The organism is Marmoricola endophyticus (assembly GCF_014644415.1).
Classification (GTDB): Bacteria; Actinomycetota; Actinomycetes; order Propionibacteriales; family Nocardioidaceae; genus Marmoricola; species Marmoricola endophyticus.
The window spans coordinates 2,507,638-2,533,966 of sequence record NZ_BMKQ01000001.1 but is presented as its reverse complement, the minus strand read 5'-3'; the positions used below and the strand labels follow the sequence as shown (position 1 = coordinate 2,533,966).

30 protein-coding genes and 1 tRNA gene are annotated in these 26,329 nt (G+C 71.3%); 15 read left to right on the top strand and 16 right to left on the bottom strand.

Translation table 11 applies throughout. From position 1 onward, the window contains the following. Window positions 1-30: 30 nt before the first annotated feature. Window positions 31-678 (bottom strand): GntR family transcriptional regulator, encoded by a 648-nt coding sequence (locus IEX42_RS12450; RefSeq protein WP_188780052.1) that lies wholly within the window; start codon window positions 676-678, stop codon window positions 31-33. A 96-nt stretch (window positions 679-774) separates the two neighbouring features. On the opposite strand from IEX42_RS12450, the gene IEX42_RS12445 reads away from it, so the two are divergent. Both IEX42_RS12445 and IEX42_RS12440 read left to right on the top strand, forming a co-directional pair. Beyond that, a complete protein-coding gene (locus IEX42_RS12445; RefSeq protein ID WP_188780051.1) occupies window positions 775-1,212 on the top strand; it encodes a type II 3-dehydroquinate dehydratase in 438 nt (145 codons plus the stop codon). Between the two features lie 51 nt (window positions 1,213-1,263). Beyond that, a complete protein-coding gene (locus tag IEX42_RS12440) occupies window positions 1,264-2,610 on the top strand; it encodes an MFS transporter (protein WP_188780050.1) in 1,347 nt (448 codons plus the stop codon). A 177-nt stretch (window positions 2,611-2,787) separates the two neighbouring features. Here the strand turns inward: IEX42_RS12440 and IEX42_RS12435 are convergent, their stop codons facing one another. Then, a complete protein-coding gene (locus IEX42_RS12435) occupies window positions 2,788-3,711 on the bottom strand; it encodes an alpha/beta hydrolase family protein (protein WP_229660829.1) in 924 nt (307 codons plus the stop codon). Further along, entirely contained in the window at window positions 3,708-4,775 is a 1,068-nt protein-coding gene (locus IEX42_RS12430) for an amidohydrolase family protein (RefSeq protein WP_229660828.1), read from the bottom strand. The genes IEX42_RS12435 and IEX42_RS12430 overlap by 4 nt, the downstream gene beginning before the upstream one ends. Window positions 4,776-4,837: 62 nt before the next feature. Between IEX42_RS12430 and IEX42_RS12425 the strand changes: the two genes are divergently transcribed. The 9 genes from IEX42_RS12425 (at window position 4,838) to IEX42_RS12385 (ending at window position 12,124) form a co-directional block, all read left to right on the top strand. After that, window positions 4,838-5,293, top strand: a complete 456-nt coding sequence (locus tag IEX42_RS12425) for a MarR family winged helix-turn-helix transcriptional regulator (RefSeq protein ID WP_188780049.1) — start codon at window positions 4,838-4,840, stop codon at window positions 5,291-5,293. 570 nt (window positions 5,294-5,863) lie between these two features. After that, window positions 5,864-7,048, top strand: coding sequence for an alcohol dehydrogenase catalytic domain-containing protein (locus IEX42_RS12420; protein ID WP_188780048.1), 1,185 nt, complete (start codon window positions 5,864-5,866; stop codon window positions 7,046-7,048). After that, on the top strand, window positions 7,049-8,053 hold the full coding sequence (locus tag IEX42_RS12415; protein ID WP_188780047.1) for an iron-containing redox enzyme family protein: 1,005 nt from the start codon (window positions 7,049-7,051) through the stop codon (window positions 8,051-8,053). Next, window positions 8,053-8,271 carry a CDGSH iron-sulfur domain-containing protein gene (locus tag IEX42_RS12410; RefSeq protein ID WP_188780046.1) on the top strand — a complete coding sequence of 73 codons (219 nt, stop codon included), beginning with the start codon at window positions 8,053-8,055 and terminating at the stop codon, window positions 8,269-8,271. The genes IEX42_RS12415 and IEX42_RS12410 overlap by 1 nt, the downstream gene beginning before the upstream one ends. Further along, on the top strand, window positions 8,268-8,894 hold the full coding sequence (locus IEX42_RS12405; RefSeq protein ID WP_229660827.1) for an RsmD family RNA methyltransferase: 627 nt from the start codon (window positions 8,268-8,270) through the stop codon (window positions 8,892-8,894). The genes IEX42_RS12410 and IEX42_RS12405 overlap by 4 nt, the downstream gene beginning before the upstream one ends. Window positions 8,895-9,002: 108 nt before the next feature. Next, window positions 9,003-9,722, top strand: a complete 720-nt coding sequence (locus tag IEX42_RS12400; protein ID WP_188780045.1) for a response regulator transcription factor — start codon at window positions 9,003-9,005, stop codon at window positions 9,720-9,722. A gap of 103 nt (window positions 9,723-9,825) precedes the next feature. Continuing rightward, complete coding sequence (locus IEX42_RS12395) at window positions 9,826-10,074, top strand: hypothetical protein (RefSeq protein ID WP_188780044.1); 249 nt, start codon at window positions 9,826-9,828, stop codon at window positions 10,072-10,074. Beyond that, window positions 10,071-10,529: an SRPBCC family protein gene (locus tag IEX42_RS12390; RefSeq protein WP_188780043.1), complete on the top strand. Its 459-nt coding sequence runs from the start codon at window positions 10,071-10,073 to the stop codon at window positions 10,527-10,529. Before IEX42_RS12395 ends, IEX42_RS12390 begins: the two co-directional genes overlap by 4 nt. After that, window positions 10,526-12,124, top strand: coding sequence for a phytoene desaturase family protein (locus tag IEX42_RS12385; protein WP_188780042.1), 1,599 nt, complete (start codon window positions 10,526-10,528; stop codon window positions 12,122-12,124). Before IEX42_RS12390 ends, IEX42_RS12385 begins: the two co-directional genes overlap by 4 nt. Window positions 12,125-12,152: 28 nt before the next feature. Here the strand turns inward: IEX42_RS12385 and IEX42_RS12380 are convergent, their stop codons facing one another. Next, window positions 12,153-12,590 carry a hypothetical protein gene (locus tag IEX42_RS12380; protein ID WP_188780041.1) on the bottom strand — a complete coding sequence of 146 codons (438 nt, stop codon included), beginning with the start codon at window positions 12,588-12,590 and terminating at the stop codon, window positions 12,153-12,155. An 86-nt stretch (window positions 12,591-12,676) separates the two neighbouring features. Here IEX42_RS12380 and IEX42_RS12375 point away from each other — a divergent pair, with 86 nt between their 5' ends. From IEX42_RS12375 to IEX42_RS12360, 4 genes are all read left to right on the top strand, one after another. Beyond that, the gene (locus IEX42_RS12375; RefSeq protein ID WP_188780040.1) at window positions 12,677-13,351 is read left to right on the top strand and encodes an HAD family hydrolase; all 675 of its coding nucleotides are present in this window, start codon (window positions 12,677-12,679) and stop codon (window positions 13,349-13,351) included. Next, the gene (locus IEX42_RS12370) at window positions 13,348-14,427 is read left to right on the top strand and encodes an FUSC family protein (protein ID WP_188780039.1); all 1,080 of its coding nucleotides are present in this window, start codon (window positions 13,348-13,350) and stop codon (window positions 14,425-14,427) included. Before IEX42_RS12375 ends, IEX42_RS12370 begins: the two co-directional genes overlap by 4 nt. Before the next feature lie 133 nt (window positions 14,428-14,560). Next, complete coding sequence (locus IEX42_RS12365) at window positions 14,561-15,610, top strand: catalase family protein (RefSeq protein ID WP_188780038.1); 1,050 nt, start codon at window positions 14,561-14,563, stop codon at window positions 15,608-15,610. A 68-nt stretch (window positions 15,611-15,678) separates the two neighbouring features. Further along, the gene (locus tag IEX42_RS12360; protein ID WP_188780037.1) at window positions 15,679-16,086 is read left to right on the top strand and encodes a DoxX family protein; all 408 of its coding nucleotides are present in this window, start codon (window positions 15,679-15,681) and stop codon (window positions 16,084-16,086) included. A gap of 107 nt (window positions 16,087-16,193) precedes the next feature. On the opposite strand, the gene IEX42_RS12355 is transcribed toward IEX42_RS12360, so the two are convergent. From IEX42_RS12355 to rlmC, 12 genes are all read right to left on the bottom strand, one after another. After that, window positions 16,194-16,490, bottom strand: a complete 297-nt coding sequence (locus IEX42_RS12355) for a DUF4235 domain-containing protein (RefSeq protein ID WP_188780036.1) — start codon at window positions 16,488-16,490, stop codon at window positions 16,194-16,196. 51 nt (window positions 16,491-16,541) lie between these two features. Next, the gene (locus tag IEX42_RS12350; RefSeq protein WP_188780035.1) at window positions 16,542-16,820 is read right to left on the bottom strand and encodes a DUF3618 domain-containing protein; all 279 of its coding nucleotides are present in this window, start codon (window positions 16,818-16,820) and stop codon (window positions 16,542-16,544) included. Further along, a complete protein-coding gene (locus tag IEX42_RS12345) occupies window positions 16,817-17,257 on the bottom strand; it encodes a phage holin family protein (protein WP_188780034.1) in 441 nt (146 codons plus the stop codon). Before IEX42_RS12345 ends, IEX42_RS12350 begins: the two co-directional genes overlap by 4 nt. Continuing rightward, a complete protein-coding gene (locus IEX42_RS12340) occupies window positions 17,250-17,633 on the bottom strand; it encodes a YtxH domain-containing protein (RefSeq protein WP_188780033.1) in 384 nt (127 codons plus the stop codon). The genes IEX42_RS12345 and IEX42_RS12340 overlap by 8 nt, the downstream gene beginning before the upstream one ends. A 660-nt stretch (window positions 17,634-18,293) precedes the next feature. Beyond that, window positions 18,294-19,148 carry an ABC transporter permease gene (locus tag IEX42_RS12335; protein ID WP_188780032.1) on the bottom strand — a complete coding sequence of 285 codons (855 nt, stop codon included), beginning with the start codon at window positions 19,146-19,148 and terminating at the stop codon, window positions 18,294-18,296. Between the two features lies 1 nt (window position 19,149). Next, entirely contained in the window at window positions 19,150-19,959 is an 810-nt protein-coding gene (locus tag IEX42_RS12330; RefSeq protein WP_229660826.1) for an ABC transporter ATP-binding protein, read from the bottom strand. Further along, window positions 19,956-20,981: an ABC transporter substrate-binding protein gene (locus IEX42_RS12325; RefSeq protein ID WP_188780031.1), complete on the bottom strand. Its 1,026-nt coding sequence runs from the start codon at window positions 20,979-20,981 to the stop codon at window positions 19,956-19,958. Before IEX42_RS12325 ends, IEX42_RS12330 begins: the two co-directional genes overlap by 4 nt. A gap of 424 nt (window positions 20,982-21,405) precedes the next feature. Further along, window positions 21,406-21,481: transfer RNA gene (locus tag IEX42_RS12320), tRNA-Thr, on the bottom strand. Between the two features lie 108 nt (window positions 21,482-21,589). Beyond that, window positions 21,590-23,305: a galactose oxidase early set domain-containing protein gene (locus IEX42_RS12315; RefSeq protein WP_188780030.1), complete on the bottom strand. Its 1,716-nt coding sequence runs from the start codon at window positions 23,303-23,305 to the stop codon at window positions 21,590-21,592. Between the two features lie 126 nt (window positions 23,306-23,431). Next, window positions 23,432-24,040: a YitT family protein gene (locus tag IEX42_RS12310; protein WP_188780029.1), complete on the bottom strand. Its 609-nt coding sequence runs from the start codon at window positions 24,038-24,040 to the stop codon at window positions 23,432-23,434. A 38-nt stretch (window positions 24,041-24,078) separates the two neighbouring features. Next, entirely contained in the window at window positions 24,079-25,056 is a 978-nt protein-coding gene (locus tag IEX42_RS12305; protein WP_188780028.1) for a ribose-phosphate diphosphokinase, read from the bottom strand. Window positions 25,057-25,121: 65 nt separating this feature from the next. Further along, on the bottom strand, window positions 25,122-26,246 hold the full coding sequence (rlmC, locus tag IEX42_RS12300) for a 23S rRNA (uracil(747)-C(5))-methyltransferase RlmC (RefSeq protein ID WP_188780027.1): 1,125 nt from the start codon (window positions 26,244-26,246) through the stop codon (window positions 25,122-25,124). Between the last annotated feature and the right edge of the window lie 83 nt (window positions 26,247-26,329).

Here is a 26,329-nt window from a genome sequence, read left to right as displayed (position 1 = left end):
GCTGGGCGGGCGCGGAGCCCACCCAGCGAATCAGCGCGTACGGCTGGGGATCCTCGAGGTCATCCGGATGTAGCGCTCGTAGGCGTTGGCGATGTGCCGCCGTGCGGCGTCGGCCGCACCGTCGCCGTCGTGGCGGCGCAGCGCCTCGACGATGTCGGCGTGCTCGGTGGCGAGCATCTCCTCCGTGGCGATCATGTCGTGCCAGATCCGCAGCGCGCAGACGTTGATCCTGGTCGAGGCGTCGACGAGGAACGTGTTGCCGGTCGCCTCGGCGACCCCGCGGTGGAACTGCAGGTCGACCTCGACCGCCTCGTACGGCATCCCCCGGGCCACCAGGTCCGCCTCCTCGGCGACCAGGCGGTCCAGGGACTCTGCCTCGGTGTCGGTGATCCGCTCGGCGGCGACCGCAGCGGTCTGGGTCTCGAACATCGTGCGCGCCTCGTAGAGCGAACGGACCTGCCCGACGCCGATCTCAGGGACGTACGGGGAACGGCGGTCCGGCCAGACCAGCAGCTGGTCGTTGCGCAGCTGCTTGAGCGCCTCGCGGATCGGGGTCCGACCCAGTCCGTAGCGACGGCCCAGCTCGGCCTCGTCGATGGTGACGTTGGCCGGGATGACCCCGCTGACGATGTCCCGGCGCACGCGGGAGTAGGCCTCCGTGGACTTGGTCGCTGCCATGCACACACTCCGAACTTGACGTACGTCACACTCTCGATATATTTCTAGTACACCGACGGCTCGAGCCGTCGCCCGATCCTCGCAGGAGTCTCCATCATGAAGGTCGCAGTTCTTCACGGGTCGAACCTGAACCGGCTGGGTCGTCGCAACCCGGCCAAGTACGGCCACCACACCCTCGACGACATCACCGTCGACGTGGAGAAGACCGCCGCGACCCTCGGGGTCGAGGTCATCCACCAGCAGTCCAACGCCGAGCACGTCCTCGTGGACTTCGTCCACGAGCACCAGGACGAGCTGGACGCGCTGATCGTCAACCCGGCCGGGTTCAGCTCGGTCGGCTACCCGCTGCTCGACGCCCTGCGCGACACCGAGCTCCCCTTCGCCGTCGTGCACATCTCGCAGTGGCACGCGATCGACGCCAAGGAGCGGGTGGACATCTTCGCCGGCTCGGCCGCGGTCTACATCGCCGGAGCCGCGTGGCGCGGCTACTCCAGCGCACTCGAGGCCCTCGTCCACAAGATCCGCCAGGACTAGTCCTTCCCGACCAGCCCACCTCTCCACGCCCACCGAGAACCGGAGATCGCCATGTCAACCACCACCACCTACGTGAAGCAGCCGCGCAAGGCCGCCATCGCCGCGTGGATCGGCAGCACGCTGGAGTACTACGACTTCTTCGTGTACGGCACGATCGCCGCGCTGGTCTTCCCGAAGATCTTCTTCGACGACGCCGATCCGGCCACCGGGACGCTCGCGTCGCTGGCCACCTTCGGCGTCGCCTACGTCGCGCGACCGTTCGGCTCGTTCGTCAGCGGACACATCGGTGACCGGGTCGGCCGCAAGAGCGTCATGGTCGGCACACTGGTGATGATGGGGGCCTCGACGTTCCTCATCGGCTGCCTGCCGACGTACAGCCAGATCGGCCTGTGGGCCCCGATCCTGCTGGTCCTGCTGCGGCTCCTCCAGGGGCTCTCCGCGTCCGGCGAGCAGGCCGGCGCCAACTCGATGTCCTTCGAGCACGCTCCCGAGGACCGGCGCGGCTACTACACCAGCTGGACGCTGTCCGGCACGGTCAGCGGCCAGGTCGTCGCGCCGGCGATCGTGCTGCCGCTGTCCACCTTCCTCTCCGAGGACCAGCTCCTCAGCTGGGGCTGGCGGGTGCCGTTCTGGCTGAGTGCGGTGGTCGTGGTGGTCGGCTACCTGATCCGTCGCAGCCTGGACGAGACCCCGGAGTTCGAGGCGGAGGAGGCACGCGGCGAGAAGCCGTCGGTGCCGCTCAAGGTGCTCTTCCGCGACCACTGGCGTGGAGTGGTCCGCGTCTTCTTCGCGGCCTTCATCGCCTCGACCGGGACGCTGTTCAGCGTCTTCGGCCTCGCGTTCGCCACCAGCGACGAGTACGGCATCGGCGTCAGCAGCACCGTGATGCTGTGGCTGGCCATCGTCTCCAACTTCATCGCGATCTTCACCATCCCCTACTTCGGCGCCCTCTCGGACCGGATCGGCCGCAAGAAGGTCTTCCTCACCGGCCAGGTCGGGTGCGCGGTGTCGCTGTCGCTGTTCTTCTGGTCGGTGACGTCGGGGAGCGTCGCACTGATCTTCCTCACCGGCATCGTGTTCAACTCCTTCCTCTACGCCATGACGAACGCGGTGTGGCCGGTGACGTACTCGGAGATCTTCCCGACCGAGGTCCGGCTCTCGGGCATGGCGGTCGGCACCCAGTTCGGCTTCGCCCTCGCCGGCTTCGGCCCCACCATCGCCGTGGCGCTCGCCGGCGGCGACTCCAGCGGGTGGCTTCCTGTCTCGGTGATGGTCGTGGTGATCTGCCTGATCTCGGGCACCGCGATCGCCCTGGGCAAGGAGACCTACAAGACGCCGATGAACAAGCTCGGTGGCGACGTCCCCGCACCCCGCTCCGCGATGTCGCCAGTGGGCTGAGCAGAGCGATCACGGCGACGCAGGTCCATGACGTACCCGAGTCGGTCCACGGCGCCCTCGTTCAGCGTGAAGGAACGTGGGTGTCGACCTCGGCGCCGGCGACGAACGACCGCAGGCGGCCAGACGCAACCCCCGGCGCCGACGGCTCCTCATCCCTGAGCGGGGCCCCAGGCCCGGTCAGGACTTCGAGACGAGGACGCCGTCCGAGTCCTCGGCTCGCAGGCGCTCCCAGTCCGCCGACTCCTCGAGCAGGGCGGCGCGCAGGTAGGCGGTCGTCACCCGCTGCACGAGGGCGAGGCGAGCCGGGTCGGGGTCGGTGTTCTCGACGGCCTCGTACCCGGCGATGCCACCGAGGAAGTGCTCGCCGCCGGGCACGGTCAGCAGCGACTTGGGCCCAGGGCTGAGGTGGTACGGATCGGTGGTCCACGCCGGACCGCGGACCGTGAGAGGCGAGTCGTCGTGGTCGCCGGCGACCACGAGGGCGGGTGCGCTCATCTGGTCGAACCGAGCGTTCAGGAACGGCATCGCCTCGGCCGTGCCGGGAGCGAGGGAGTCACCGCCGCGGCCGGCGGTGGCCAGCAGGACCCCGGCACGCACCCGGGGGTCGGACCGGTCAGGACCGGGCTCGCCGCCCGAGCCGTCGACCCTCAGTCCCAGCAGCTGTCCGGCGCTCTGCCCGCCGAAGGAGTGGCCGGCGACGGCGACCCGGGTCGGGTCCACCCGGTCGGCCAGGCCCGGCACGGTGGCGACCAGCTCGCCGAGCCGGTCGAGGACGTGCACCAGGTCGTCGACCCGCCGGCGCCAGACGTGCGGCACGCGCGGGTCGTCCACCGGCAGGTCCAGCGTCCGCGAGTCGAGGAAGGTCGGTTGCACCACCACCATCCCCTGCGCAGCCCAGTGGTCGGTCAGCGGGCCGTAGAGGTCCAGCGACGAGCCGAACCCGTGGGCGAAGAGCACGACCGGCAGCCCGCCGCCGACGAGCGGCGCCGCGACGCGCACCTGGAGGTCGCTGCCGCGGTCCGGCGCGTCCACGGTGATCGGCTTGACCGACAGGATCGGCGCCGGGGTCGCCGACGGCATCGGCACAGGGGTGCGGTTCACGAGTGCTCCTCCACAGGTGCGAGGCCGAGCAGCCGCTCGGCGTTGACATGGGCGAGACGAGCCTTGTCGGGATCGGACAGGGGCGCCTCCTCGACGAACAGGCGGGCGCCGTCACGACCGCCGTACCGACCGCGCGAGTCGGCGCCGGCCTGGCCGGCCGCACCTGCGCCGTACGGATCGTCGTGGCCGTACATCACCCGATCGGCGCCGAGCACGTCGAGCGCCGCGCGCATCATCCGGTGGCTCATCACTCCCCCGGCGCTCACGTGCACGTGGTCGGTGACCTGCTCGAGCACCGGCCGCTCGAGTCCAGCAGCGCCGCTGAGCAGGTCGGCTCGGTCGGCGAACGACACCAGCTGCTCACCCCAGTGACCGAGCACCACCTGGAGGTCCGGGTGCCGGTCGAACGTCCCGGCGAGGATCAGCCTGAGCACGGCGACACCGGCCTCGGCGTGCCAGCCCCACCCGCCGGTGGCGAGGAGCATCGACACCCACGGGTCGAACCCGTCGTAGAGCGAGGCGCGTACGGCTCGCGGCGGCACCCCGGGGTGGAGGTAGATCGGCACACCCAGTTCTGCCGCGCTCTCGAAGACGGGCCTGAACCGCGGGTGGTCGAGCTGGTCCTCGCCGGTGCGGGGGAAGAGCATCGCGCCCACCATGCCCGCTCGGACCACCCGGTCCAGCTCGATCGCGGCGGCGTCGGGGTCGGGCGTCGGAAGAGTGGCGAAAGCGGCGAAGCGATCCGGGTGCCGCCTCGTGGCGTCCAGCAGGGCGTCGTTCGCGTCACGCGCGAGCGGGACCGCCTCCGCCGCGCGGAGCGGTTGGGTGCCGGGGGTCGTGACGGACAGCACCTGCATGTCGACGCCGAGCCGATCCATGCGCCGCAGGCGCTCGTCACCGAGCTCGCGCAGGCGTGCGTCGACGTCCGCCTGGGAGCTCATCAGGTCGACCGTGTCGTCGCCTCCCCAGTGCAGCAGGGCATCGCGGAGCTCCGGGGTCCACGCGTGCTCCTCGACGCCGATCACCCGTCGAGGTTCCGTGACGGCGGTCGGCATCGGAGTCATGTCTCAGGTATACCTCAATCATTTGTGTATAACAAACGATTGCCTCACTGTAGGCTTTCGTCATGGTCGCCGACACCCCCGAGCTGGTTCCGCTGCTCGCCCACCTGGCGCGGATCAGCCGCCGAGCCGCGGAGCGGGCCGCGGACGACGACGACACCACGCTCCGACCGCGGCACGTGATCGCTCTCGAGCTGCTCCGCGACCGCGGACCGATGAGCCAGCGCGACCTCGGCGCGGCCCTCAGCCTGGACCCGAGCAACGTCGTGGGCCTGCTCAACGAGCTGGAGCGCGACGGACTGCTGGAGCGGCGCCGCGACCCGCGTGATCGCCGACGCCACGTCGTCACCCTGTCCGCCTCCGGCGTGCGCGCCCACGAGCGGTCGGCTCACCGGTACCGCGAGATCGAGGACCGGATCTTCGCCTCACTCACCGCTGCCGAGCGGCGTGCGGTGCACGACCTGCTCTCCCGCGTCGCCGCCGACGCCGCCGACGCCGCCAGGCCGGAACCCCGCGACTGAACGCCGACGCCCGCCCCTTGGGCGGCCGAAGCGACGGGCACGCGCGCCGCTCCGGACTGCGCCCAGCGCCGAAGATCCGATACCGACTCGCGTGGGCCGCGTGGTCTCCGATCCCTACGCCTGGCGGAGCCGCGTCCCTCGCCTGAACGCGTCTCGCAGCCGGGTCCACCGCCCAGAGCACGGAGAGTACGGCGTGTCGACGGAACAACTGGAGACAGTGCTGACGCGCACCGGCCGCAGGAGACGTTCATGTGCTAGAGCTCCGCGGCGCGCTCGGCCTGCGCTGAAGACAACCGGAGCCGCCCGTCGGAATCGAACCGACGACCTATTCATTACGAGTGCTTCGCAGCGACTCCACGTGACTCCACAGCAGCCCTCTGACCTGCAGAAACATCACGAGAGCCACACCGTACGACACCCCTAACGACCCGGCAACTGCCACCCAACTGCCACCAGCAGCGGACCATGCGCGCACGACCCTCGCCACTCACCCCATGAGGGGAGTAGCCGCTCTCGGCGGGTGGGTATCGCTCGGGTGGACACGAGTCGACGAGCGGTGGGAGACCCCGGATGCAGGCAGTGACGTGGCATGGCAAGCGCGACGTGCGGGTGGAGGAGGTCCCCGACCCCGTCCTCGAGGAGCCGAGCGACGCGATCGTGCGGGTGACGTCGAGCGGCCTGTGCGGCTCCGACCTGCACCTGTACGAGACACTCGCCCCGTTCATGGGCAAGGGCGACGTGCTGGGGCACGAGCCCATGGGAGTCGTCGAAGAGGTCGGCGCCGAGGCCGGCGACCTGAAGGTGGGGGACCGGGTGGTGCTGCCCTTCCAGATCTGCTGCGGTGCCTGCTGGATGTGCCAGCGCGGTCTGCACACGCAGTGCGAGACCACTCAGGTCCGGGACCAGGGCATGGGCGCGGCGCTGTTCGGATTCAGCAAGCTCTACGGCGAGGTGCCAGGCGGCCAGGCGGAGTACCTGCGCGTACCGCAGGCGCAGTTCATGCCGATCAAGGTCCCCGAGGGCCCGCCCGACGGCCGGTTCCTCTTCCTCTCCGACGTGCTGCCCACCGCCTGGCAGTCGGTGGAGTACGCCGAGGTCCCCGAGGGTGGGACTCTGCTGGTTCTCGGGCTCGGACCGATCGGCGACATGGCGGTGCGGATCGCCACCCATCGAGGGCTGCGCGTGATCGCTGTGGACCGCGTGCCGGAGCGACGGGCCCGGGCCGCCGCGCGCGGTGCCGAGGTGCTCGACCTCGACGCCGTCGACGACATCGGTGAAGAGGTGCGCTCACGCACGTCCGGCCGCGGCGCCGACTCGGTGATCGACGCCGTCGGCATGGAGGCGCACGGGTCGCGGGTGGCCGAGCTGGGGCAGAAGCTGTTCAACGCGCTGCCCGCCGCCGTCTCGGCTCCGATCATGAGCGTGGCCGGTGTGGACCGGATGGCCGCCATCTACACCGCGATCGACGCCGTCCGTCGCGGCGGCACCATCTCGCTGATCGGCGTGTACGGGGGTCAGGCCGATCCGATGCCGCTGCTGACGATGTTCGACAAGCAGGTGCAGCTGCGGATGGGGCAGGCCAACGTCAAACGGTGGGTGGACGACATCATGCCGCTGCTCGTGGACGGCGACCCCCTCGGGACCGAGGACTTCGCCACCCACCGGATGCCGCTCTCGCAGGCCGCACAGGCGTACCAGCAGTTCCAGGCGAAGACCGATGGCACCGTGAAGGTCGTCTTCACGCCCGGGTCCTGAGTGAGCGCGACGATGCTGCTCCCCGACCCGGTCGGTCCGCTCAGCCGGCGGGCGCACGCGCTGCTCCGTGGGGCACATCGCGCCCCTGGACCGCTGGAGCTGCCCGAGGCCGGCTCGTTCACCGAGGACCTCGATGCCCAGCTCGCGCTGTGGCTGATCCACCAGCTCTCCTACCGGGGCTACGACGACGTCGACGACGACCTCGAGTGGTCACCGGCGGTGGTGACCCTTCGGAGAGGGCTCGAGTCGGCCTTCGAGGCCGAGCTCCGCAGCGCGACCCGCGAGCGGCTCGCGGTCACCGACGCAGGCACCCCGGTCGAGGAGCTGCTGCTGGCGATGGTCGCCGTGGACGACGGCCCCTCGGTCGCGGCGTACCTGCACCGGCACGCGACGCGCGAGCACGTGCTCGACTACCTGCGCGAGCGGAGCGTGCAGCAGCTGGCCGAGGCCGACGCCCAGTCGTTCATGCTCCCGCGTCTGCGGGGGGCGGCCAAGGTGGCGCTGGCCGAGATCCAGTACGACGAGTACGGTGCCGGTCGCGCCGACCGGTTGCACCAGGACCTCTACGCGCGCACGATGCGCGGCGCCGGGCTCGACGACTCGTGGGGCGCCTACCTTCCCGACGTCGGGGCGACGTCGTTGGCCCTGGCCAACCTGCCCAGCATGCTGGCGCTCAATCGCCGTCTGGTCCCGGCCGGGGCCGGGCACTTCGCGGTGTTCGAGGCCTCGAGCTCGGTCCCGTCCCGCAAGATCGCGGCCGGCATCGAGAGGGTGGGCCTCGGCCCGGAGGTCGCCGCCTACTTCGACGAGCACGTCGAGGCCGACGCGGTGCACGAGCAGGTCGCCGCGCGCGACCTGTGCGGGAGCCTGGTCGTCGAACGACCCGAGCTGCGGAGCGAGGTGCTGTTCGGTGCCGCCTGCTGCCTGCACCTCGACCGGCTCGCGGCCGAGGAGCTGCTCGGCCGGTGGGGGGCGTCGGACGACCGTGCCGAGAGGGCCGGCTGATGACGGCGCAGCCGCGCGGCACGGCGGTGCGTACCGAGGCGTGTCCCGGCGGCCCCGTGCTGGTCCGGGGTGCCGAGGACGTGGTGGACGAGCAGGGGGTTGCCCACCCGGTCACCCGGCCGGTGGTGGCGCTGTGTGCGTGCGAGAGGTCGCAGCGCATGCCGTGGTGCGACAGCACGCACCAGGCCGTGGCCCGAGCACGAAGGGCATCCTCGTGAGCGCCCCCGTCGAGCAGCAGGTCGAATTCGGCGGGCTGGTCATCGGCTACGACCACCGAGTCCTGGCGCCACGAGAGTGGACCACCGCTCAGAGCCGCTGGATCGCGGAGCTGTCCGCCAGCAGCGCGCCGGGCCCCGTTCTCGAGCTCTGCACCGGCGCCGGCCAGATCGGACTGCTGGCGGCGTGCGAGACCGGCCGGGAGCTGGTGTGCGTCGAGTCCTCAGCCGCCGCGGCTGGGCACCTGCGCCGCAACGCCGAGCGCGCCGGGCTCGACGCCCGGGTCGAGGTCCGGCAGCAGGATCTGTCGACCGCGCTCGAGGAGGGCGAGACGTTTCCGCTCGTGACCGCCGACCCGCCGTGGGTGATCAGCTCGGCGGTGTCGCGGTTCCCTGAGGACCCGCTCAGTGCCATCGACGGGGGTGCCGACGGGTTGACCGTGGCGCGTACGTGCCTGAGTGTGATCGCCCGGCACTTGGCGCCGCAGGGGGCGGCGGTGCTGCAGCTCGGATCACGCAGCCAGGTCGAGAGTCTCGGCACGATGGCCGAGCAGCTCGACCTCTGCGTGCGCGAGACCCGCTCGTACGACCGGGGCGTGCTGGTGCTGCTCGAGGCGTCGGCGTGAGGGGCCGCCGCGGTCGTCGAGTTGCTCGCGGTCACGGGTCGGCGTGACAGTGGAGGCAGCGTGGCAGCCTGCCCGGTGGCAGCCGCTCGACCTCAGGAGTCCCGCGACATGGCCCGCAGCAGCTCGTCCGACGGTGGCGCCGACGTGGCTGCGCTGCCCACCTCGGGTCCCGTCCGCGTCGCGGTCCTCAACGACCACGAGCTGGTGGTCGAGGGCCTGGCCGGCATGCTGCGTCGATTCCCCGATCGCGTGCGGATCGAGGAGGTCGGCACCGACGCGAAGCCGGGGCAGGCTGTCGACCTCGTGCTGTACGACATGTACGGCGCAGGCGTCGCGGACCGGCACTGGTCGGAGTTCCTCGGTCGGGGGTGGGCACCTCGCTACGTCGTGCAGTACGACTGGAAGGGCCAGCCAGGTGCGGACGACCACCTGCCCGCGGAGGACGACGCCGTCAGGACGATCGCGGTCCCGAAGTGGCTCGGTGGCGAGGCCCTCGTCGCGGCTCTCGAGGAGATCCACGCCACCGGGACCTACTCGGGGCCCACGACCACAGTCGAGGCGACACAGCGGGCAGAGGCAGAGCCAACCCCGGTCGAGCGGCTCTGGCCCGGCAAGCGGGAGGGACTCACAGAGCGGGAGTCGGAGGTCGTCGCCCTGATCGTCGAGGGCATGAGCAACAAGGAGATCGCCGCGTCCCTCTACCTGGGCGTCAACACCATCAAGACCTACGTCCGCTCCGCCTACCGCACGATGGGTGTGGCGGACCGTTCGAACGCGGTCCTGTGGGGCATCGACCACGGTTTCCGGCTGGACCGACCTGCGCGCTGACGACCTCGGACCTGCCGGCGCGCTCACCTCATCGGGTGGGTGAGTCCGACGATGTTCGGGAGAACGTCAATGGTGGCGGCACGACACCTAGGGGAGGCGCTCCATGACCACCAGGAACGACGAGGACGTCACTGTCCCCCGGCGCGAGCCGCAGGCGACTCTCCGGGTGTGCACGAGCTGCGGCGCCGCCGTCGCCGACGCACGACTGCACGACGCGTGGCACCGCCGCGTTGAGCGGCGCGCGTCCGAGGCACTCATGGTGCACGACGAGCTCGAGGACCTGCGAGACCGCGTCCTCGACCGCATCGCGTCGCGCCCCATCTCGGTGGCGCACGCCTCGATGGACCGATGAACCACTGCGAACGGGTCGTCGGCGTCCGCCCCGGGCAGGTGTGGGACGTGCTGTGCGACGGGTGGCTCTACCCGCTCTTCGTTGTCGGCGCATCGCGGATGAGGTCGGTCGACCGGACCTGGCCGGCGCCCGGCGCCCGGCTGCACCACTCGGTCGGGGCCTGGCCGCTGCTCGTCGACGACGTGACCGAGGTGCTCGAGGCGGAGCCAGGGCGCCGTCTCCGGTTGCGGGCACACGGGTGGCCGCTGGGTGCGGCCGAGGTGGTGCTCGACCTCGCGGGGGAGCACCACGCCGGGCAGGAAGTCACCCGCGTACGGATCAGCGAGGACGTGACCAGCGGACCGGGCCTCCTCGTGCCGCGGCCCGTGCGCTCGCCACAGATCCGGTGGCGAAACGCCGAGACGCTGCGACGACTCGCGCTCGTGTGCGAGGGCAGGGCGGCGACCGGCTCGTGACCTCGCAGGCGTACGACGCCGTCGTCGTCGGCGCCGGGCACAACGGCCTCGTCGCCGCCAACCACCTGGCCGACGCCGGGTGGTCCGTCCTGATCCTCGAGGAGCAGCAGATCCCCGGTGGTGCGGTCCGCAGCGACCGCGAGGTGCACCCGGACTTCGTCCACGACACCTTCAGCGCCTTCTACCCCTTCGCCGCGGTCTCGGCGCCTCTCACCTCGCTCCGGCTCGAGGACCACGGACTGGAGTGGGTCCACCCGCCGGCGGCCCTCGGCCACCCGCTGCCTGACGGCCGGTGGGCGCTGATCCACCCCGACCGCGAGCGCACCGCCGCCGGGCTGGACGAGCTGTGCTCCGGGGACGGTGACGCCTGGCTGGCGCTGTGCCGTACCTGGGACCGGATCGGTGGGCCGCTGGTCGACGCCTTCACCGCGCCCTTCCCCCCGCTACGCCACGGGTCACGCCTCCTGCGCCGGCTTCCCGCCGCGGGCGGTCTGCCGCTCGTACGGGACATGCTCGGGCCGGTGCTCTCGATGGCGCGGCACCGGTTCGACGGACCGGCACCCGGGCTGCTGCTGGCCGGCAACGCGGGACACAGCGACATCCCGCCGACCTCGCCGGGATCCGCCGCGTTCGGCCTGATGATGACGATGCTCGCCCAGGAGGTCGGGTTCCCCGTCCCGCGCGGCGGCGCCGGCCGGCTCACCGACGCCCTCGTCCGCCGGCTCACCACGGCCGGCGGAGAGGTCCGCACGGGCCGCCGGGTCAGACGGATCCGGGTCGAGGGCGGCCGCGCGAGCGGTGTGGAGACCGAGGACGGTGCGACCTACCGAGCGGGGCGGGCAGTATTGGCCGACGTCACCGCACCCGCGCTGTTCGGGCAGCTGCTCGATCCGGGCGACGTCCCGGCCGCGGTACGTCGCCAGATCCGTGGCTTCGAGCTGGACCCGGGCACGGTGAAGGTCGACTGGGCGCTCTCCGGCCCGGTCCCGTGGCGCTGCGCACCGGAGAGCGCACCCGGGACCGTGCATCTGGCCGACTCGGTCGAGGAGATGGCTCTGGCCGCCGCGCAGGTCGCCGCTGGCCTGGTGCCGGAGCGGCCCTTCCTGCTGGCCGGGCAGATGAGCACGAGCGACCCGACGCGATCGCCGGCCGGCACCGAGTCGCTGTGGGCCTACACGCACGTCCCCCGGCCCGGGCAGACACGTGGCGACGCGGGAGGCGGCGACCTGACCGGACGCTGGGACCGCAGCGAGTGCGAGCGCTTCGCCGACCGGGTGCAGGCACGCCTGGAGGAGCGGGCGCCCGGTTTCGGCGAACGCGTTGTGTCGCGCCGCGTGCTCGGCCCGAACGACCTCCAGGCCCGCGACGCGAACCTCGACGGTGGTGCGATCAACGGCGGGACCTCGCAGCTGCACCAGGATGTCGTGTTCCGCCCCGTGCCCGCCATGCTGGGCCGTCCCGCCACCGGCGTGCCGGGCCTGTTCCTGGCCTCCGCGTCGGCTCACCCGGGCGGAGGTGTGCACGGCGCCCCGGGTGCCAGCGCTGCCCGTGCGGCGCTGAGGTCGCTCGGCCCGCGTCCGTGGCGACGGGACTGACCGCGCGTTCGGTGCACCAGTCCCCGGCTCAGGCCCCGTCGGCCGGGGCAGCGGTGTGCCGCGGGTGACCGTGGGTGCGGTTGGCCTCCTTCATCTCCGCCTCCAGCAGGTGACGGCGTCCGCCGAGGAGCTCCTCGCGGGCGCGCGCCTCCAGCTCGCGCCACAGCGAGAAGTAGTGGTCGTCGTACTCCTCGACGAGCTGGAAGGTCCAGCGCCCCTCGAGCACGTTGCGTCCCACCAGGTGCCGTTCGACGTCGTCGGCGAGCTGGCGGTGCCCCGCGGCACGAAGCTGCTCGACCGACTCGCGCAGCTGGGTGTCGCCGGTGCCCGTGAGCCGGTGGAACTGCATCAGGTGGCCGCGCGCGACCTCGATCGTCTCCAGGGCCCGGGTGAAGGTGTCCACCGCCTCGACGGTCTCGTCGCTGACGCCGCTCGGGCGAGTGTGCTCGGCATTCGGTGTGTCCATGCCTCGTCTTACCCGTGCGCGAGTGGGTTCCCACTCACCCCGATGAGGGGTGCTGGCCACGGGTCGGAGGCTGACAGCATCGTCGGATGCGCTTCTCGCTGAGCGGAGTGGACACCGTCGTGCTCGACGTCGACGGCACCCTGGTCGACACCGTCTACCACCACGTGCGCACCTGGGGTGACGCGTTCGACGCGGTCGGCGTCGCCGTGCCGTCGTGGCGCATCCACCGCGCCATCGGGATGGGCGGGGACCGGCTGGTGGCAGCCGTGGCCGGCGACGAGGTGGAGACGTCGTACGGCGACGAGGTGCGCAGCCGGCACGACGAGGCGTTCTGGGCGCTGCTCGACCGCGTCCAGCCGCTCCCGGGTGCGGCCGACCTGCTGCGGGGTCTGGGGGACTTGGGGCTCCGGGTGGTGGTGGCCAGCTCCGGGTCCGCGGAGCAGACGCGCCGACTGCTCGCCACGGTCGAGGGCAACGACCGCTCGGACGCCGTCGCCGCGAACGACGACGCCGAGGCGTCCAAGCCCGACTCGCAGATCGTTGATGTCGCGGTGGCGAGGGTTGAAGGCAGGAAGGCCCTCGTCGTCGGCGATGCGGTGTACGACATGCAGGCTGCGCGTCGCGGCGGTCACCGGGCCGTGGGGGTGCTCACCGGCGGGTTCGGCGCCCAAGAGCTTCTCGACGCGGGCGCGGACGCGGTCTTCGAGACCGCGGTCCAGCTGCTGGCGGCGGTGCAGAACGAGGCGCGCACCGGATCGTGACCACCGTGGCCATCCGCGCCTGGGACGCGGCGCGACGCACAGCGGCGACACCTGCCGTGCAGACCGACGCGACCCAGGTGGTCAAGGCCGTGGTGGCCGCCGTCGCCGCCTGGCTGCTCGCCGACCGGGTTCTCGACCTGGGCCAGGCCTTCCTCGCCCCCTGGACGGCGCTGCTCACGGTCCACGCGACCGTCTACCGCAGCTTGGCCCGTGGCGCGCAGTCGGTGGCGGCGACGGTGCTCGGCATCGCCGTGGCCTACGGGGCGGTCCTGGCCCTCGGCCCGTCCGTGTGGGCCCTGGGCGCGGCGCTGCTGGTCGGGCTCGGGCTCGCGCGCCTGGGCGTGCTGCGCGACGAGGGGGTCACCGTCGCCACGACAGCCCTCTTCGTCCTCACCGCGGGTGACCAGGACCGCCAAGTCATGCTCACCGACCGCCTCCTCGACGTCCTGCTCGGAGTCGGGGTGGGCGTGATGGTCAACCTCGTCGTGCTGCCGCCGATCAACGACCGCAGCGCTCAGCAGCTGGTCGACCAGATCAACGCGGAGATGGGCGAGCTGATGCAGCAGATGGCCCGCGAGATGCGTGACTCCTGGACCGAGGAGCGCTCGCAGGCCTGGATCGACTCCACGAGGGACATGGACACCCGGATCGACACCGGCTGGCAGCTGGTCAGGCACGCACGCGAGTCGAGCTGGTGGAACCCGCGCCGGCTGGTGTCGTCGACGGTGGGGGACCAGACGACGTACGAGCAGGTGCTCCGCCGGCTCGAGGACGGGGTGGCGCAGCTGAGGGCGATCGCGCGCACCGTCGACACCGCGACCCGAACGGCGCAGGAGTGGGACCCCGACTTCCGCGGACCGTGGCTGGACCTCTTGGCCGACACCGGTCGCCGGGTCGCCGATCCCGACGCCGAGGTCGGGCACCTCGACGACCGGCTTCGCGACCTCGCCGCCCGGCTCTCCCACGAGCGCCTGCCGGGGCTGTTCTGGCCGGTCTACGGAGCTCTGATCAGCGACCTGCAGAACATCGTGGAGACCGTGGACGATGTCGCCAGCCGCAGGCCCGTCGACACCTGACCACGACCGACGGCAAGCAGACGTCGCCACCCCGCCCGACCGTGGGCAGACAGCAGATCGCGCGAACAGCCTCGGGCCCGGTGCGACCGGCCGCACCCGCGATCCTGTGGACCGCCGCCCTAGGCTGACGACGATGCCGACACCGATCCGCTACTCCAAGGACATCGAGCAGCTCCAGGACGACGAGGCGGCGGTGATCGCCGAGACGATCGAGCTGATGCGCGCGACGATGGAGAAGGCCTTCGACCAGCACCGGCACGCTGCGTCCGGGACGCACGCGAAGTCCCATGGCGTTGCGACGGGCACCCTGACCGTGGCCGACGACCTGCCGCCCGAGCTGGCACAGGGCATGTTCGCCGCGCCGGCGAGCTACGAGGTCGTGCTGCGCCTGGCCAGCGAGCCCGGTCAGATCGACCCCGACACCGCGGCCCGGGCCCGCGGTGCGGCGCTGAAGGTGCTCGGCGTGCCCGGCGAGAAGCTCGAGCCGGGCTGGCCCAGCCAGGACTGGCTGTTCAACACCTGGCCGGTCATCCCCGACGGGGACGCGACGACGTACCTCACCTCGATCCGTCAGCGGGAGAAGCACGCCGGGCACCACCTGCTCACCGACGTGACCACGGTTGCCAAGCAGCGCACCCTCGACGCTCTGCTGTTCGAGCGGACCCCCAACATCCACCCGCTGGCGCACACCTACTACACGCAGTCGGCGTTCCGCTACGGCGATCATGTCGCGAAGCTGCGGCTCACGCCGGCGACCGGGGAGATGCGTGCTCTCGGCGGGCGGGAGGTCTCACGTAGCGACCCGCCCGACGTGCTGCACCGGTGGGTGCGGGAGTTCATGGCCGAGCGTGCGGCGCGGTTCGACCTGGAAGTGCAGCTGTGCGTCGACCTGAACGCGATGCCGGTCGAGGACGCCGCGGTCGAGTGGTCCGAGGAGCTGAGCCCGTACCGCCGCGTCGGGGTCGTCGAGCTTCCGGCGCAGGAGACGTTCAGCCCGGCACGGCGGGTCTACGCCGACGACAGGCTCGGCGGGCGACCGTGGAACGGTCTCGTCGCGCACCGTCCTCTGGGCTCGATCAACCGGGTCCGCAAGCAGGCCTACGACGAGCTCGGCCGGTGGAGGTTCGAGACCAACGCGATCACACCCTCCGAACCGCGCACCCTCGCCGAGATCCCGGACTGACCCGTCTGCCGAAGCTCCCCGCTCCTCGCGACCAACGCCCGACCACCCCATCAAGGAGACCACGCATCGTGAGCACCCCGCCCCTCAGCCAGCAGGTCGTGCGCTACGCCGGCGGCGCCGCCATGGCCTACGCCGGCATCTCCCACCTCACCTTCGCCCGCAAGGCGTGGCGGGCCCAAGTCCCCGGTTGGGTGCCCATCAGCGCCGACGACGCCGTCGTCATCTCCGGCGCCTTCGAGATCGCTCTCGGCCTCGGCCTGGTCGCTCTGCCTCGCGAGCGGGAGAAGATGGCCGCTCTGACCACGGCGTTCCTCGTCGCGGTCTTCCCCGGCAACATCTCCCAGTTCCGCAACCACAGCGACGGCGTCGGTCTCGACAGCGACCGCAAGCGCCTGGTCAGGCTGTTCGCGGAACCCGTGATGTGGGCCGCCGCCCTCCACGCCGGCGGCCTCCTGCCAGGCACCCGGAAGAGGTGACCCCGCGCGCGCTCTAGTCACACGGGCGCTCCGACGTGCGGCGGTGCCGCTCCTCACCGGCGGCTGTACCGCTGACATCCGGTCCGGCGAGGTAGTCGTCGCCAGCTCTAGTCACCGGGCCACTCGCCGGTCCAGCGCTGGAAGGCCCGCGCACCGGCGCGGTCGGCGAGCGCCTTGACCGAGGCGAAGATGGCGCCCTGGATGGCGGCGGCGATGACGACCTGCTGAAGGGTGTACTCGGACTCGAGTGCCTTGGGTGCGTCGGCGTCAGGTCCGGCGGTGCCGCGCTTCCAGACCTGCTTGAAGACCTGCCCGGCCAGGATGCCGGCGGTGATGCTGGTAGCGATTCCGAACGGCCGGTACAGCAGCTTGGCCGAGCGGCTGGTCGTCTCTTCGTGGGGCATCAGGGGTACTCCTCGTCGTGCTGGTGTGGTGGGTGGTCGTGTCCGCGAGCGTCACCGCAGTCGACGACGCCAGACGATGATCGCCGCGACGCCCGCGCCCATGAGAGCCAGAGCGGCCACGGCCTCCGGTCTCACAGACCCGTCCGAGCGAGTCAAGCCTGCGCGGGCTCGACCAGGTGCCGCACGGACGGTGGCGGAGACCCGGGACTTGACGTCGAGGCGCTCGCCGAGCGCCTCGACGGTCTGGCCGAGATCGCGGCGAGTGGCGGCGATCTCGGCCTCGATCTCCTCGACGGGCCTTGAACCGGTCGGCTCCTGATCGCTGGTCATGGCTTGCTCTCCTCCGCGCGGTCCGCGTCGTGCTCGTGGTGGGTGACGATGTCGACGTCGGTCTTCACGCTGGCCACGCTGTGCTGCACCGGTGCCGGCGCGGCACCGATCTGCTTCTTGCCGATCAAGGTCGCGACCGCGGCGATCAAGGCGAGCACCACGGTGACGATCAGGGCCGCCAGCCAGGCGTCGACGACCAGCGCCAGAGCCAGGATGGCGGTGGCCACAGCGCAGCCCACCGTGTACAGCCCGATCACTCCCGCGGTGCCGAACAAGCCCGCTCCCAGACCAGCACGCTTGGCGCTCGCGGTGAGCTCGGCGCGGGCCAGCTCCATCTCGGCTCGCACCAGCGTGCCGAGCTGGTCGCCCAGCTGAGCGACCAGCTGACCGGTGGACTCCTCTGCCGTGGACCGTGTGCCCGGTGTCTGCTCACTCATGCCGGCCACCCGTGCTGTCGGTCCCACTCGCCCCGTCCTCGAGGGCGTTGCCCGGCGCTGCCGGGTGCTCGGGCATGTCGTTCGGCGTGGGTGCATGCGCACCCGTCGAGGAGGAGGTCCCACTCCCGCTCGGCTCGTGCGAGATCGCCTCGACGACCTTCTCCTTGGCCTGCCCGCTCGCCTCGGTGACCTTGTCCTTCGCGTGGGCACCGGCCTCGGAAGCAGCGTCGCGGGCCTCCCCCCTGGCCTTCTCCACCCGCGGACTCGTCCACAGGTGCTGCGCCTGGGTCCGGATCTGCTCGTACCGTTCGCGGCCCGCGCGGGCGCCGAGGACGTATCCACCAGCGGCAGCGAGCACGAGGGCAACCTTGCTCATCTAGATCTCCTTCTATCCGGTCGTCAGAGCCAACTCTGACGTGTGCGTGGCGTGTCTGGCCCCTCTGCAGGGGTGAGTCGATCGTGGCGGCCACGCGAAGAGCCGCTCCACAGCGCGAGGGCAGAGACCGTCGCGATGGCAACGGCGCCGAACCGGTGTCAATCAACCGAGAACCGGATCCGCAAGTCGGCCGCGGCGTGTCCAAGCGTCTCGAACCGCCGTCTTGAGACGCGCCCCTGCTCGGCCGGTTGCCCGAAAGCAGGCACGCCCAGAGCCATTCCTTGAAGGACTGGCGGAGGGGGCAGGTCTACCGACAACCCGTCTCCCGCTCCTGCCGGCCTGCAACTCAGCCCCACTCGCCGAAAGAGGAACGCTCTGTGGTGAGGCCGGCGCCGTCGACTCAGTCGATGCGCGGGGTCGGAGTCCGCCGGTTGTGATTTGCCCCGGGTAGATGTTCTGACCAATGAAGCCAAACAGCTGCGGGACCCCGCGGCTTCGAAGGCCAGACAGCTCCCTGAGAGCGCGACCGCCACCATGCGGCCGCGCGACGGGTCTTGTCGCTCACAAGTGTTTGTCTGCCGAACCCGGCGTCCGGAACCGATCACCTCTGGCCTGTGTGGGCCGAACCACTGGTGCCTTCTGTGCCGGAGCGTTCCGTGTTCAGCGGTGGGTCGGGTCGACGGCGCGTTGGAGCAGCCGTAACAGCGTGTCGAAGACGATGCCGAGGATCGAGATGGTCACGATCCCGCTGAGTACCAGTGGTGTCTGCAGGTTCACTCCGGCGTTGTTGATGAGGTATCCCAGTCCGCTGGTCGCGGCGATCAGCTCGACGGCCACGATGCTGGTCCAGGCGCCGCCCATGGCCAGCCGCATACCGGTGATGATCGAAGGCAGCGCGCTGCGTAGCCGTACGGTGAGCAGGACCCGGAGCGGCGAGCCTCCCAGGCTCCGGCCGGCCTGTTCGAGCTCGCGCGGCACGGCGTCGAGCGCGGCGACGGTCGCGATGATCATGATCGGCACCACGCCCACGAGGATCAGCAGGAACTTCGAGGTCTCGCCGATCCCGAACCAGACGATGAACAGCGGTATGAAGGCCAGCGGCGGCAGCGGACGGGTGATCTCGATCAGCGGGTCGATCAGGTGCCGCAGGAGCGGCACCGACGACATCAGCCCGCCCACGGCGATTCCGAGCAGCACGCCGACGCCCCAGCCTGCGGCGATCCGGGCGACGCTGACCAGCGCGTGCTGCCACAGGGTGTCACCCACCGCGGCCGGGTAGCGGCGGGCGAGATAGTCGACGTACGTGCGAGCGGTCTCCTGGACGGTCGGCAGGATCACCGGATCGTCGCGGAGGTAGGCCAGCGCCTCCCAGCCGAGGAGGAACAGCACGATGCCGGCGGCACCCCACAGCAGCCGCGAGTACGACGCGCCGCGTCGCCCGCCGGCGAGGGTCAGCTGCTCCTCGGCAGCCTGCAGTGGCGCGGCGCCGACCTGGGTGTCGGTGGTGCTGGCCATGTCAGTGGCTCCCCTCGAGGGCCTCGCGGACCTGTCGCTTGAGGTGGGCGAACTCGACCGTGTCGGTCAGCTCGAGCTCGCGCGGCCTGGGCAGGTCGACGTCGAAGACGGCCCGGGTGCGCCCGGGCGTCCCGCTCATCACGCAGATCCGGTCGCCGAGCAGCACCGCCTCCTCCACGTCGTGGGTCACGAAGACGACGGTCATCCGGTCGCGCTCCCACAGCTGCAGCAAGAAGCGCTGCATGGCGACGCGGGTGATGGCGTCGAGCGCGCCGAACGGCTCGTCCATCAGCAGCAGCCGGGGCCGGTTGACGAGCACGCGAGCGAATGCGGCGCGGTGTCGCATGCCGCCGGAGAGCTCGTGCGGGTAGGACTCGCTGGAGGACTCCAGCCCGACGACCCGCAGCAGCTCCTGCGCCTCGGCGCGGGCGGCGCCGCGCTCGGCGCCGCGTGCCTTCGGGCCGTAGAGCACGTTGTCCAGCGTGGTCAGCCAGGGGAAGAGCATCGGGGTCTGGAAGAGCACGCCGCGCTCGGGCCCCGGGCCGCGGACCTGCTCGCCGTCGACACTGATCTCGCCGGCGTCCGCCGCGGAGAAGCCGGCGAGCATGTTGAGCAGCGTCGACTTGCCGCACCCCGACGGCCCGAGCAGGCACAGGAACTCGCCGGCGCGCACGTCGAGGTCGAAGCCGTCGAGGGCCAGACGGCCGGCCGACTTCCGGCTCCGTCCGGCGAAGCCCTTGCGGACCCCGCGGATCGCGACCGCGCCGGGCGCCTGGGCGGTCGGCTCGACCTGGATCGCCGCCCGGCTCACTGGCCGCACCCGTCCTTGACGGCCTGCTCCACGTAGGAGCTGTCGATGTGGTCGGCGATCTGCGCGTCGGTGGGCACGGTCGTCGTACGGCCCTGGTCTACGAGGAACTGGCCGGTCAGCTTGTAGGCCTTCGCCACCGTGCCGCCCGGGGCAAGCTGTTCGGCCTGCTCTGAGACCGGCACGAAGGGCAGCACCGTGGTGGCGTCGACGGCCTGCGAGGCCGGGGCACCGACCGTCGAGGCAGCCTTCTCGATATAGCTGTCGGCCTGGCCGCCGGTGTAGATCTTGGTCGCCTCGGCGAACTGGCACACCACCTGCTGGACGACCTTCTTGTGCTTCTTCGCGAAGTCGTCGGTCACTGCGAGCACGTTGACCGAGGGGTAGCCGAGCTCGGCGATCTGCTCGGCGGTGACGACTTGGCGCCCGCCGGCGTTCTGCTTCAGGTCCAGCGCTTGGGCGATCTCGACGTAACCGGCGTCGATCTTCTTCGCCTTGTACGCCGCCGCGATGGCCGCCTCGCTCGGGAAACCGACGACCTTGACCTTGTTCTCAAGCTTCTGGGTCTTCAGCCACCCACGGATCTCGAAGTCCTCCGAGGAACCCTGCAGCGCGCCGATCGTCTTGCCTGCGAGGTCGGCGTTTGTCTTGACCGAGGACGGCACGATCAGCTGGGCGGCGTCGTAGTACTCGGCGTAGATCACCTTGAGCCTGGTGTTCTGCGCGATCGCGCCCACCACCGGCGGGTTGCCGACACCGGAGATGAAGGGAAAGGCCCCTCCCCGCAGGGAGGCCAACCCGGCCACACCCGAGTCGATCGGGTTGAGCTTGAACGTGCCGTCGACCTTGCCAGCCAGGTCCTTGTTGCCCGCGACGAGCACCTCCGGCCCGATCGTGGCGCTCTGGAAGTAGCCGACGCCGAGCTCGTCACCGGAGCCTGACCCCCCGGACCCGCAACCGGCCACCACGGTGGACAGCGCGACGGCGGCAACGGCAGCGACGAGTGTGTACGGACGGGGGCGCATGGATAGCTCCTCGTGGTCGAGGTGGTGGACCGTCGGTCCCCACCAGCGGGCGGGGACCAAACACTAGTTAGTCACTCAGGTTTAAGGAATTCGGTCTGATCCCTGAGACACGAGTCCTCGACCAAAGCGGACTGTCACACTGCGCGACTCCCACCCACCCGTCGCGATCCACTGCTCTCCCCCACCACTTGGGTACCTGTCTGGTCCAGGGTGTCCGATGGTCACCGACCGCTGTGCGACTGCTCAGGGCAGGCTCCTCGAGTGGTGTTGTCTCGCAGCCGGGACGGCTGCGCGGAGCGCGGCGTGCGGCAGAACAGGCCGAGGTGGCAGCGGCACTGGTGAGCCGCTGGTGAGCAGCGATCACAGAAGGGCGGCGTCCTGCCTGCTCCCAACCCGCGTTCGCTCAGGTCAGGAGGGACGTGTCTGGAGCCGCCCGTCGGAATCGAACCGACGACCTATTCATTACGAGTGAATTGCTCTACCGACTGAGCTAGGGCGGCGCAGTGACCGGCCCTGCTGCCGAACACGCCCGGCGAGCATAGCGACGTACTCCCGGGGACAGCCAATCGAGTACGGGCCCGCGCCGCGGCGGTCCGGGCCCGAGACGCTCAACGTCGGCTCGGCGGACGGGGCGTGACGACGAAGGTCGAGGGCGCACCGACGCGGACGATGGGCGCCACCGAGGGCACGCCCTTGTCGTTGACCGCGAAGAGCATGTAGTAGCCGGGCGGCGCGACCTTCTGGTCTGCCGGGGCCGAGACCGTCACCGTGGTGCCGGACGTGGTGAAGCTCAGCGGCACGTACCGCTGGCCGGCGTCGGTGGAGTGGGTCGGCGCACCGAGCCGGACCAGGGCCATCGAGCGGATCGTGCTCGCGGCGGGCGACCTGAGGGAGAACGTGCTGCCGGGGCGCACGGTCGCGGGCACCTTGGTCAGGCGTGGGCGTACTGCAGCGGTGCCGTCGGCCGCGAAGAGGTACGGAGGGCTGAAGTACTCGACGTTCTTCTCCAGGTAGCCCACGTTGACGCAGGTCTTGCAGATGCCGCCCCCGCCGGTCATCACCCTCCCGTCCGGGAGGAGCGTGGCGGTGGAGTGGTACTCGCGGACCTTGGCCGCGCTGGCCAGCGTCGTCCAGGTGCCCGTCGTCGGCGACCACCGTTCGGCGGCGAAGACCGCGGCGGACAGGTCCACGAGGTGGTCGACGGACCGTCTCATCCCACCGGTGGCGAGGACCGAGCCGTCGGGGAGGACGGTCAGGTTGTGCTGGCGGCGGGGGTACGCCATGGACCCGGTCGTCGTGGTGGTGGTCCCGGTGCCGCTGGTGTCGACGACCACGGAGGTACGGGTGGGCACGTGCTCGGCACCGCCCTCGGTCAGGTCGCCGCCGCCGGTGACGAGGACCTTGTCGGGCCGGTACGCGGCGAAGCTGCCGTAGTCGCGATCGATGCCGTCACGGGCGTGGGTGGCGTCGAGCGTGCCCGCGCCGTCGGTGTCCATCGTCGCCATCTCGTCACGCGGGCCGACCATCTCGACGCGCCCGTCGACGCGCGGGACGAGGAACGCGTACACACGCTCGGCGAAGCTCGTGAACCCGGTGAGGTACCGCAGCTTCCGGTTGGTCTGGTAGACCTGCGCGACGTCCGGCCCGCCGCCCACGATGACCGCCTCGCCGTTGGCCAGGGCGGTGACCGCCGGGTACCACCGCGCGACGCCCATGTCCGGCCCGCGCGACCAGGTCTCGGTGCGCCAGTGGAACAGGTGGGTCTGCTCGATCCCGTTGAACAGGTGGTCCTTGTTGCCACCGGCCACCAGGACGTCACCGTTGGGCAGCTGCGCGTAGCCGGCGCAGAAGATGTTGAAGCCCTGCAGGTCCACGCGCCGCGAGGTGTTGGTCGCCGGGTCGAGCACGAGCGCACGGGTGAACGTCTGCGAGTCCCCGGCGTCGTCGACCGCACCGTCGCCGACCGAGTCCCACATCAGCACGCGGCCGGAGGGCAGCACGGCGGTGAAGACCGGCACCACGTCGAGCGGCACCGGCGCGCTCCACCGACCGCTGACGGCGGGGGCGTCGCTGACGGCGTCCGCCTGCTGCTGCGCCACCCGTCGTACGAGCGACAGCGTCCGCACCGCGGCCGGCTCACGGGCCGCCGCAGCCGTGTCCCGCTCGATCCTCGACATCGGCTCGCCGGCGAGATCCTCACGCGCGTGCGCCGCGCCCGACAGGGTCCCGTCGGCCCCGTCGTCCTCGTGGGCGCGGGCCGGCGCGGCGAGGAGCAGCGGCCAGACGAGGACCAGCGCGGTCAGGCGCGCGACACCTGTTCTCATCGCGGTCCTCCTGCCGCTCGACACCTGCACGCTAGGGGTGCGAGCGGCGCTCCGCTGCGCTATCGCAGAAGTCGTCGGACCGGCAGCAAAGGCGAAAGGGGCATCTCGCGGCGAATGCCGCGAATCTCAGGCCCCGAGGTAACGACCCGGCCGGTGGTTGAGCGCGAGCACGAGGTTCAGCACCGCCGCGCCGACCGCGGAGAGGAGGACGAGGCCGGGCGCCGCGACGGTGAGGGCGAGCAGGACGACGCAGATGTCGAGGCCGAGCTGGACGTACCCCGCACGCCAGCCGAGGCGCTCCTGGGCGAGCAGCGCGACGACGTTGAACCCGCCGAGGCTCGACCCGTGCCGGAAGACGATCAGCAGCCCGATCCCGACCAGGAGGTTGCCGGTGAGGATCGCGTACGCCGGCTCGACGTCACCGAGGTCCAGCAGCCGCGGGTGCACCAGCGAGAACGCAGAGACCAGCGCCACCGAGAGGACGCTGCGGACCGTGAACGAACTGCCCTTCTGCCACAGAGCGAGGGCCAGGAAGGGCAGGTTGACCAGGGCGAAGACCGCACCGAAGGGCAGCGGCAGGAGGTAGGAGACCAGCAGCGAGAGGCCCGCCGTCCCCCCGGTGACCGCACCGACCGGCGACAGCAGCGCCAGACCGAAGGAGGCGACGAACGTACCGGTCAGGACGCCGAGAACGTCCTCGACGCGGGAGTGGGGAACGGTCTCGGAGGTCGGCACGAGCGCTCATGGTGGCGTACGCAGCGCGCCGGCGCGAATCAGTCGAAGAGCTTCGGCTGCGGCGGCCCGAGCGTCGGGTCGACACCGTCGAACAGGCTGCTGATCGACTCCCCCGCGTGGACCCGGTTGATCGCCTCGGCGAAGAGGCTGGCCACCGACAGCACCCGCAGCTCGGGCCAGTCCCCGGGTGGCGGCACCGTGTCGGTGCTGATCACCTCCCCGATCCGCGGGTGGTCGCGCAGCCGCTCGACGGCCTTGCCGACGAACAACCCGTGCGTGCAGGCCACGTCGGCGCGCTCGCAGCCCGCCTCGGCCAGCTTGTCCAGCAGCTCCACGATCGAGCCGCCGGTGGCGATCTCGTCGTCGAGCACGATCGCCCGCTTGCCGGAGACCTCGCCGACGATCGAGTCGATCACCACGCGGTCGTCGGCCAGGCGCTGCTTGCTCCCCGCGGCGACCGGCAGACCGAGCAGGCGGGCGAACTGGGTGGCGACCTTCGCGTTGCCGAGGTCGGGCGAGACGACGACGGCGTCGGTCAGGTCCTGGTCGAGGAAGTGGTCGGCCAGGACGCCGAGCGCGGTCAGCTGGTCCACCGGCACCGAGAAGAAGCCGTGCACCTGAGGGGCGTGCAGGGTCATCGTGATCACCCGGTCGACCCCCGCCGTGCTCAACAGGTCGGCCACCAGCCGTCCGCCCAGGCTGATCCGCGAGGCGTCCTTCTTGTCCGAGCGGGCGTAGGCGTAGTGCGGTACGACCGCGGTGATCGACGCCGCCGAGGCGCCTCGCGCGGCGTCGATCATCAGCAGCAGCTCCATCAGGTGCTCCTGCGTCGGCGGCACCAGCGGCTGGATCAGGTAGACGTCGCGCTGCCGGCAGTTGGCCTGCAGCTGGGTCTGCAGGCAGTCGTTGGAGAAGCGCACGATGTCGACCGGCGAGAGCGGCACACCCAGCCGGTCGCAGATCTCGCGAGCGAGCTCGCGGTGGGCACTGCCGCTGAAGACCACGATCTCGCGCACGCCAGGCACGCTAGCCCAGGCCCAGGCACGAGGTCACCGCTCGCGTCCGGCCGTCCGAGGGATGGTCATTGGTCGCGGCGCAGCAGCACCGCGGTCTCGAGGTGCCCGGTCTGCGGGAACATGTCGAAGACCCGGCCGCGGACCGGCCGGAGCGAGGGCATCGCGGCCAGGTCCCGGGCCAGCGACTCTGGGTGGCAGCTGGAGTAGACGACCGTGCCCACACCCGACCCCTCCAACCACTCCGCCAGGTCCGGGCCGATGCCGCGACGCGGCGGGTTGACCACGACGAGCTCGGGCACGTCGCCCTGCTCCCGTGCCCAGGTCGTGGCGTCGGCGGCGACGAAGCGTGCCTGTGCCCCGTCCCTCTCGGCAGCAGCCCGGGCACTGCGTACGGCCTCCTCGCTGCTCTCCACCCCGACCACGGCTCGGCCCGGCGCGGCGCAGGCGAGCGCGAACCCGCCGACCCCGCAGTACAGGTCCCACAGCGTGCGCGGGCGTACCTCCTCCACCCACGCGCGGACCTGGCGGTAGAGCGCGTCGGCGACGCTGGTGCTGGTCTGGAAGAACGACTGCGGCCGCAGCAGCAGATCGACCCCACCGACCGGCATCCGCAGCGACTCCCGCTCGGTGAGCGCGATCTCCTGCTCGCCCTCGAGCACCGCCTTGTGCTCGGGCTGCAGGTTGGCGCTGACCACCACGACCTGCGGGAGCCGCTCGAGCAGCGTCGGGAGGTGCTTGCGGATCCGCGCCAGCGGCTCCTGCGAGCGCAGCACGAACCGCACCATCAGCTCACCGGTCGGCGAGGCGGTGACCAGCAGGTGCTTCAGCTCGCCGCGGCGCGCCGGGACGTCGTACGGCGTGAGGCTCGCGGTCGTCACGAACTCCGCGAGCGCCGGCAGCACCTCGGCGATGGCGTCCTCGTGGAGGCCGCAGCCGCGCAGGTCGACGCCGCGCCGCTCCGCGTCGAGGATCCCCACCGTCGGCGCCGCCACCGTGCCCCCGACGACGAGCTTGGCCTTGTTGCGGAACCCCTCCTCGACCGAGGCGACCGGCTCGGCCCAGACCAGGTCCTCGTGAGTGTCGAGCAGCGCTCCCACGCGCGCACACTTGCCGGCGAGCTGGGCGTCGTACGGCTGCTCGATCAGGGTGCACGAGCGGCACCGACCCGCGTCGTAGTAGCCGCACTGCACGACGTCGAGGCTAGTCGCGGCCGCCTGGGTGGTCTCGACGTCCTCCCCTTCGACGAGCTCAGGACATCGCCTCGCTGGCGCTC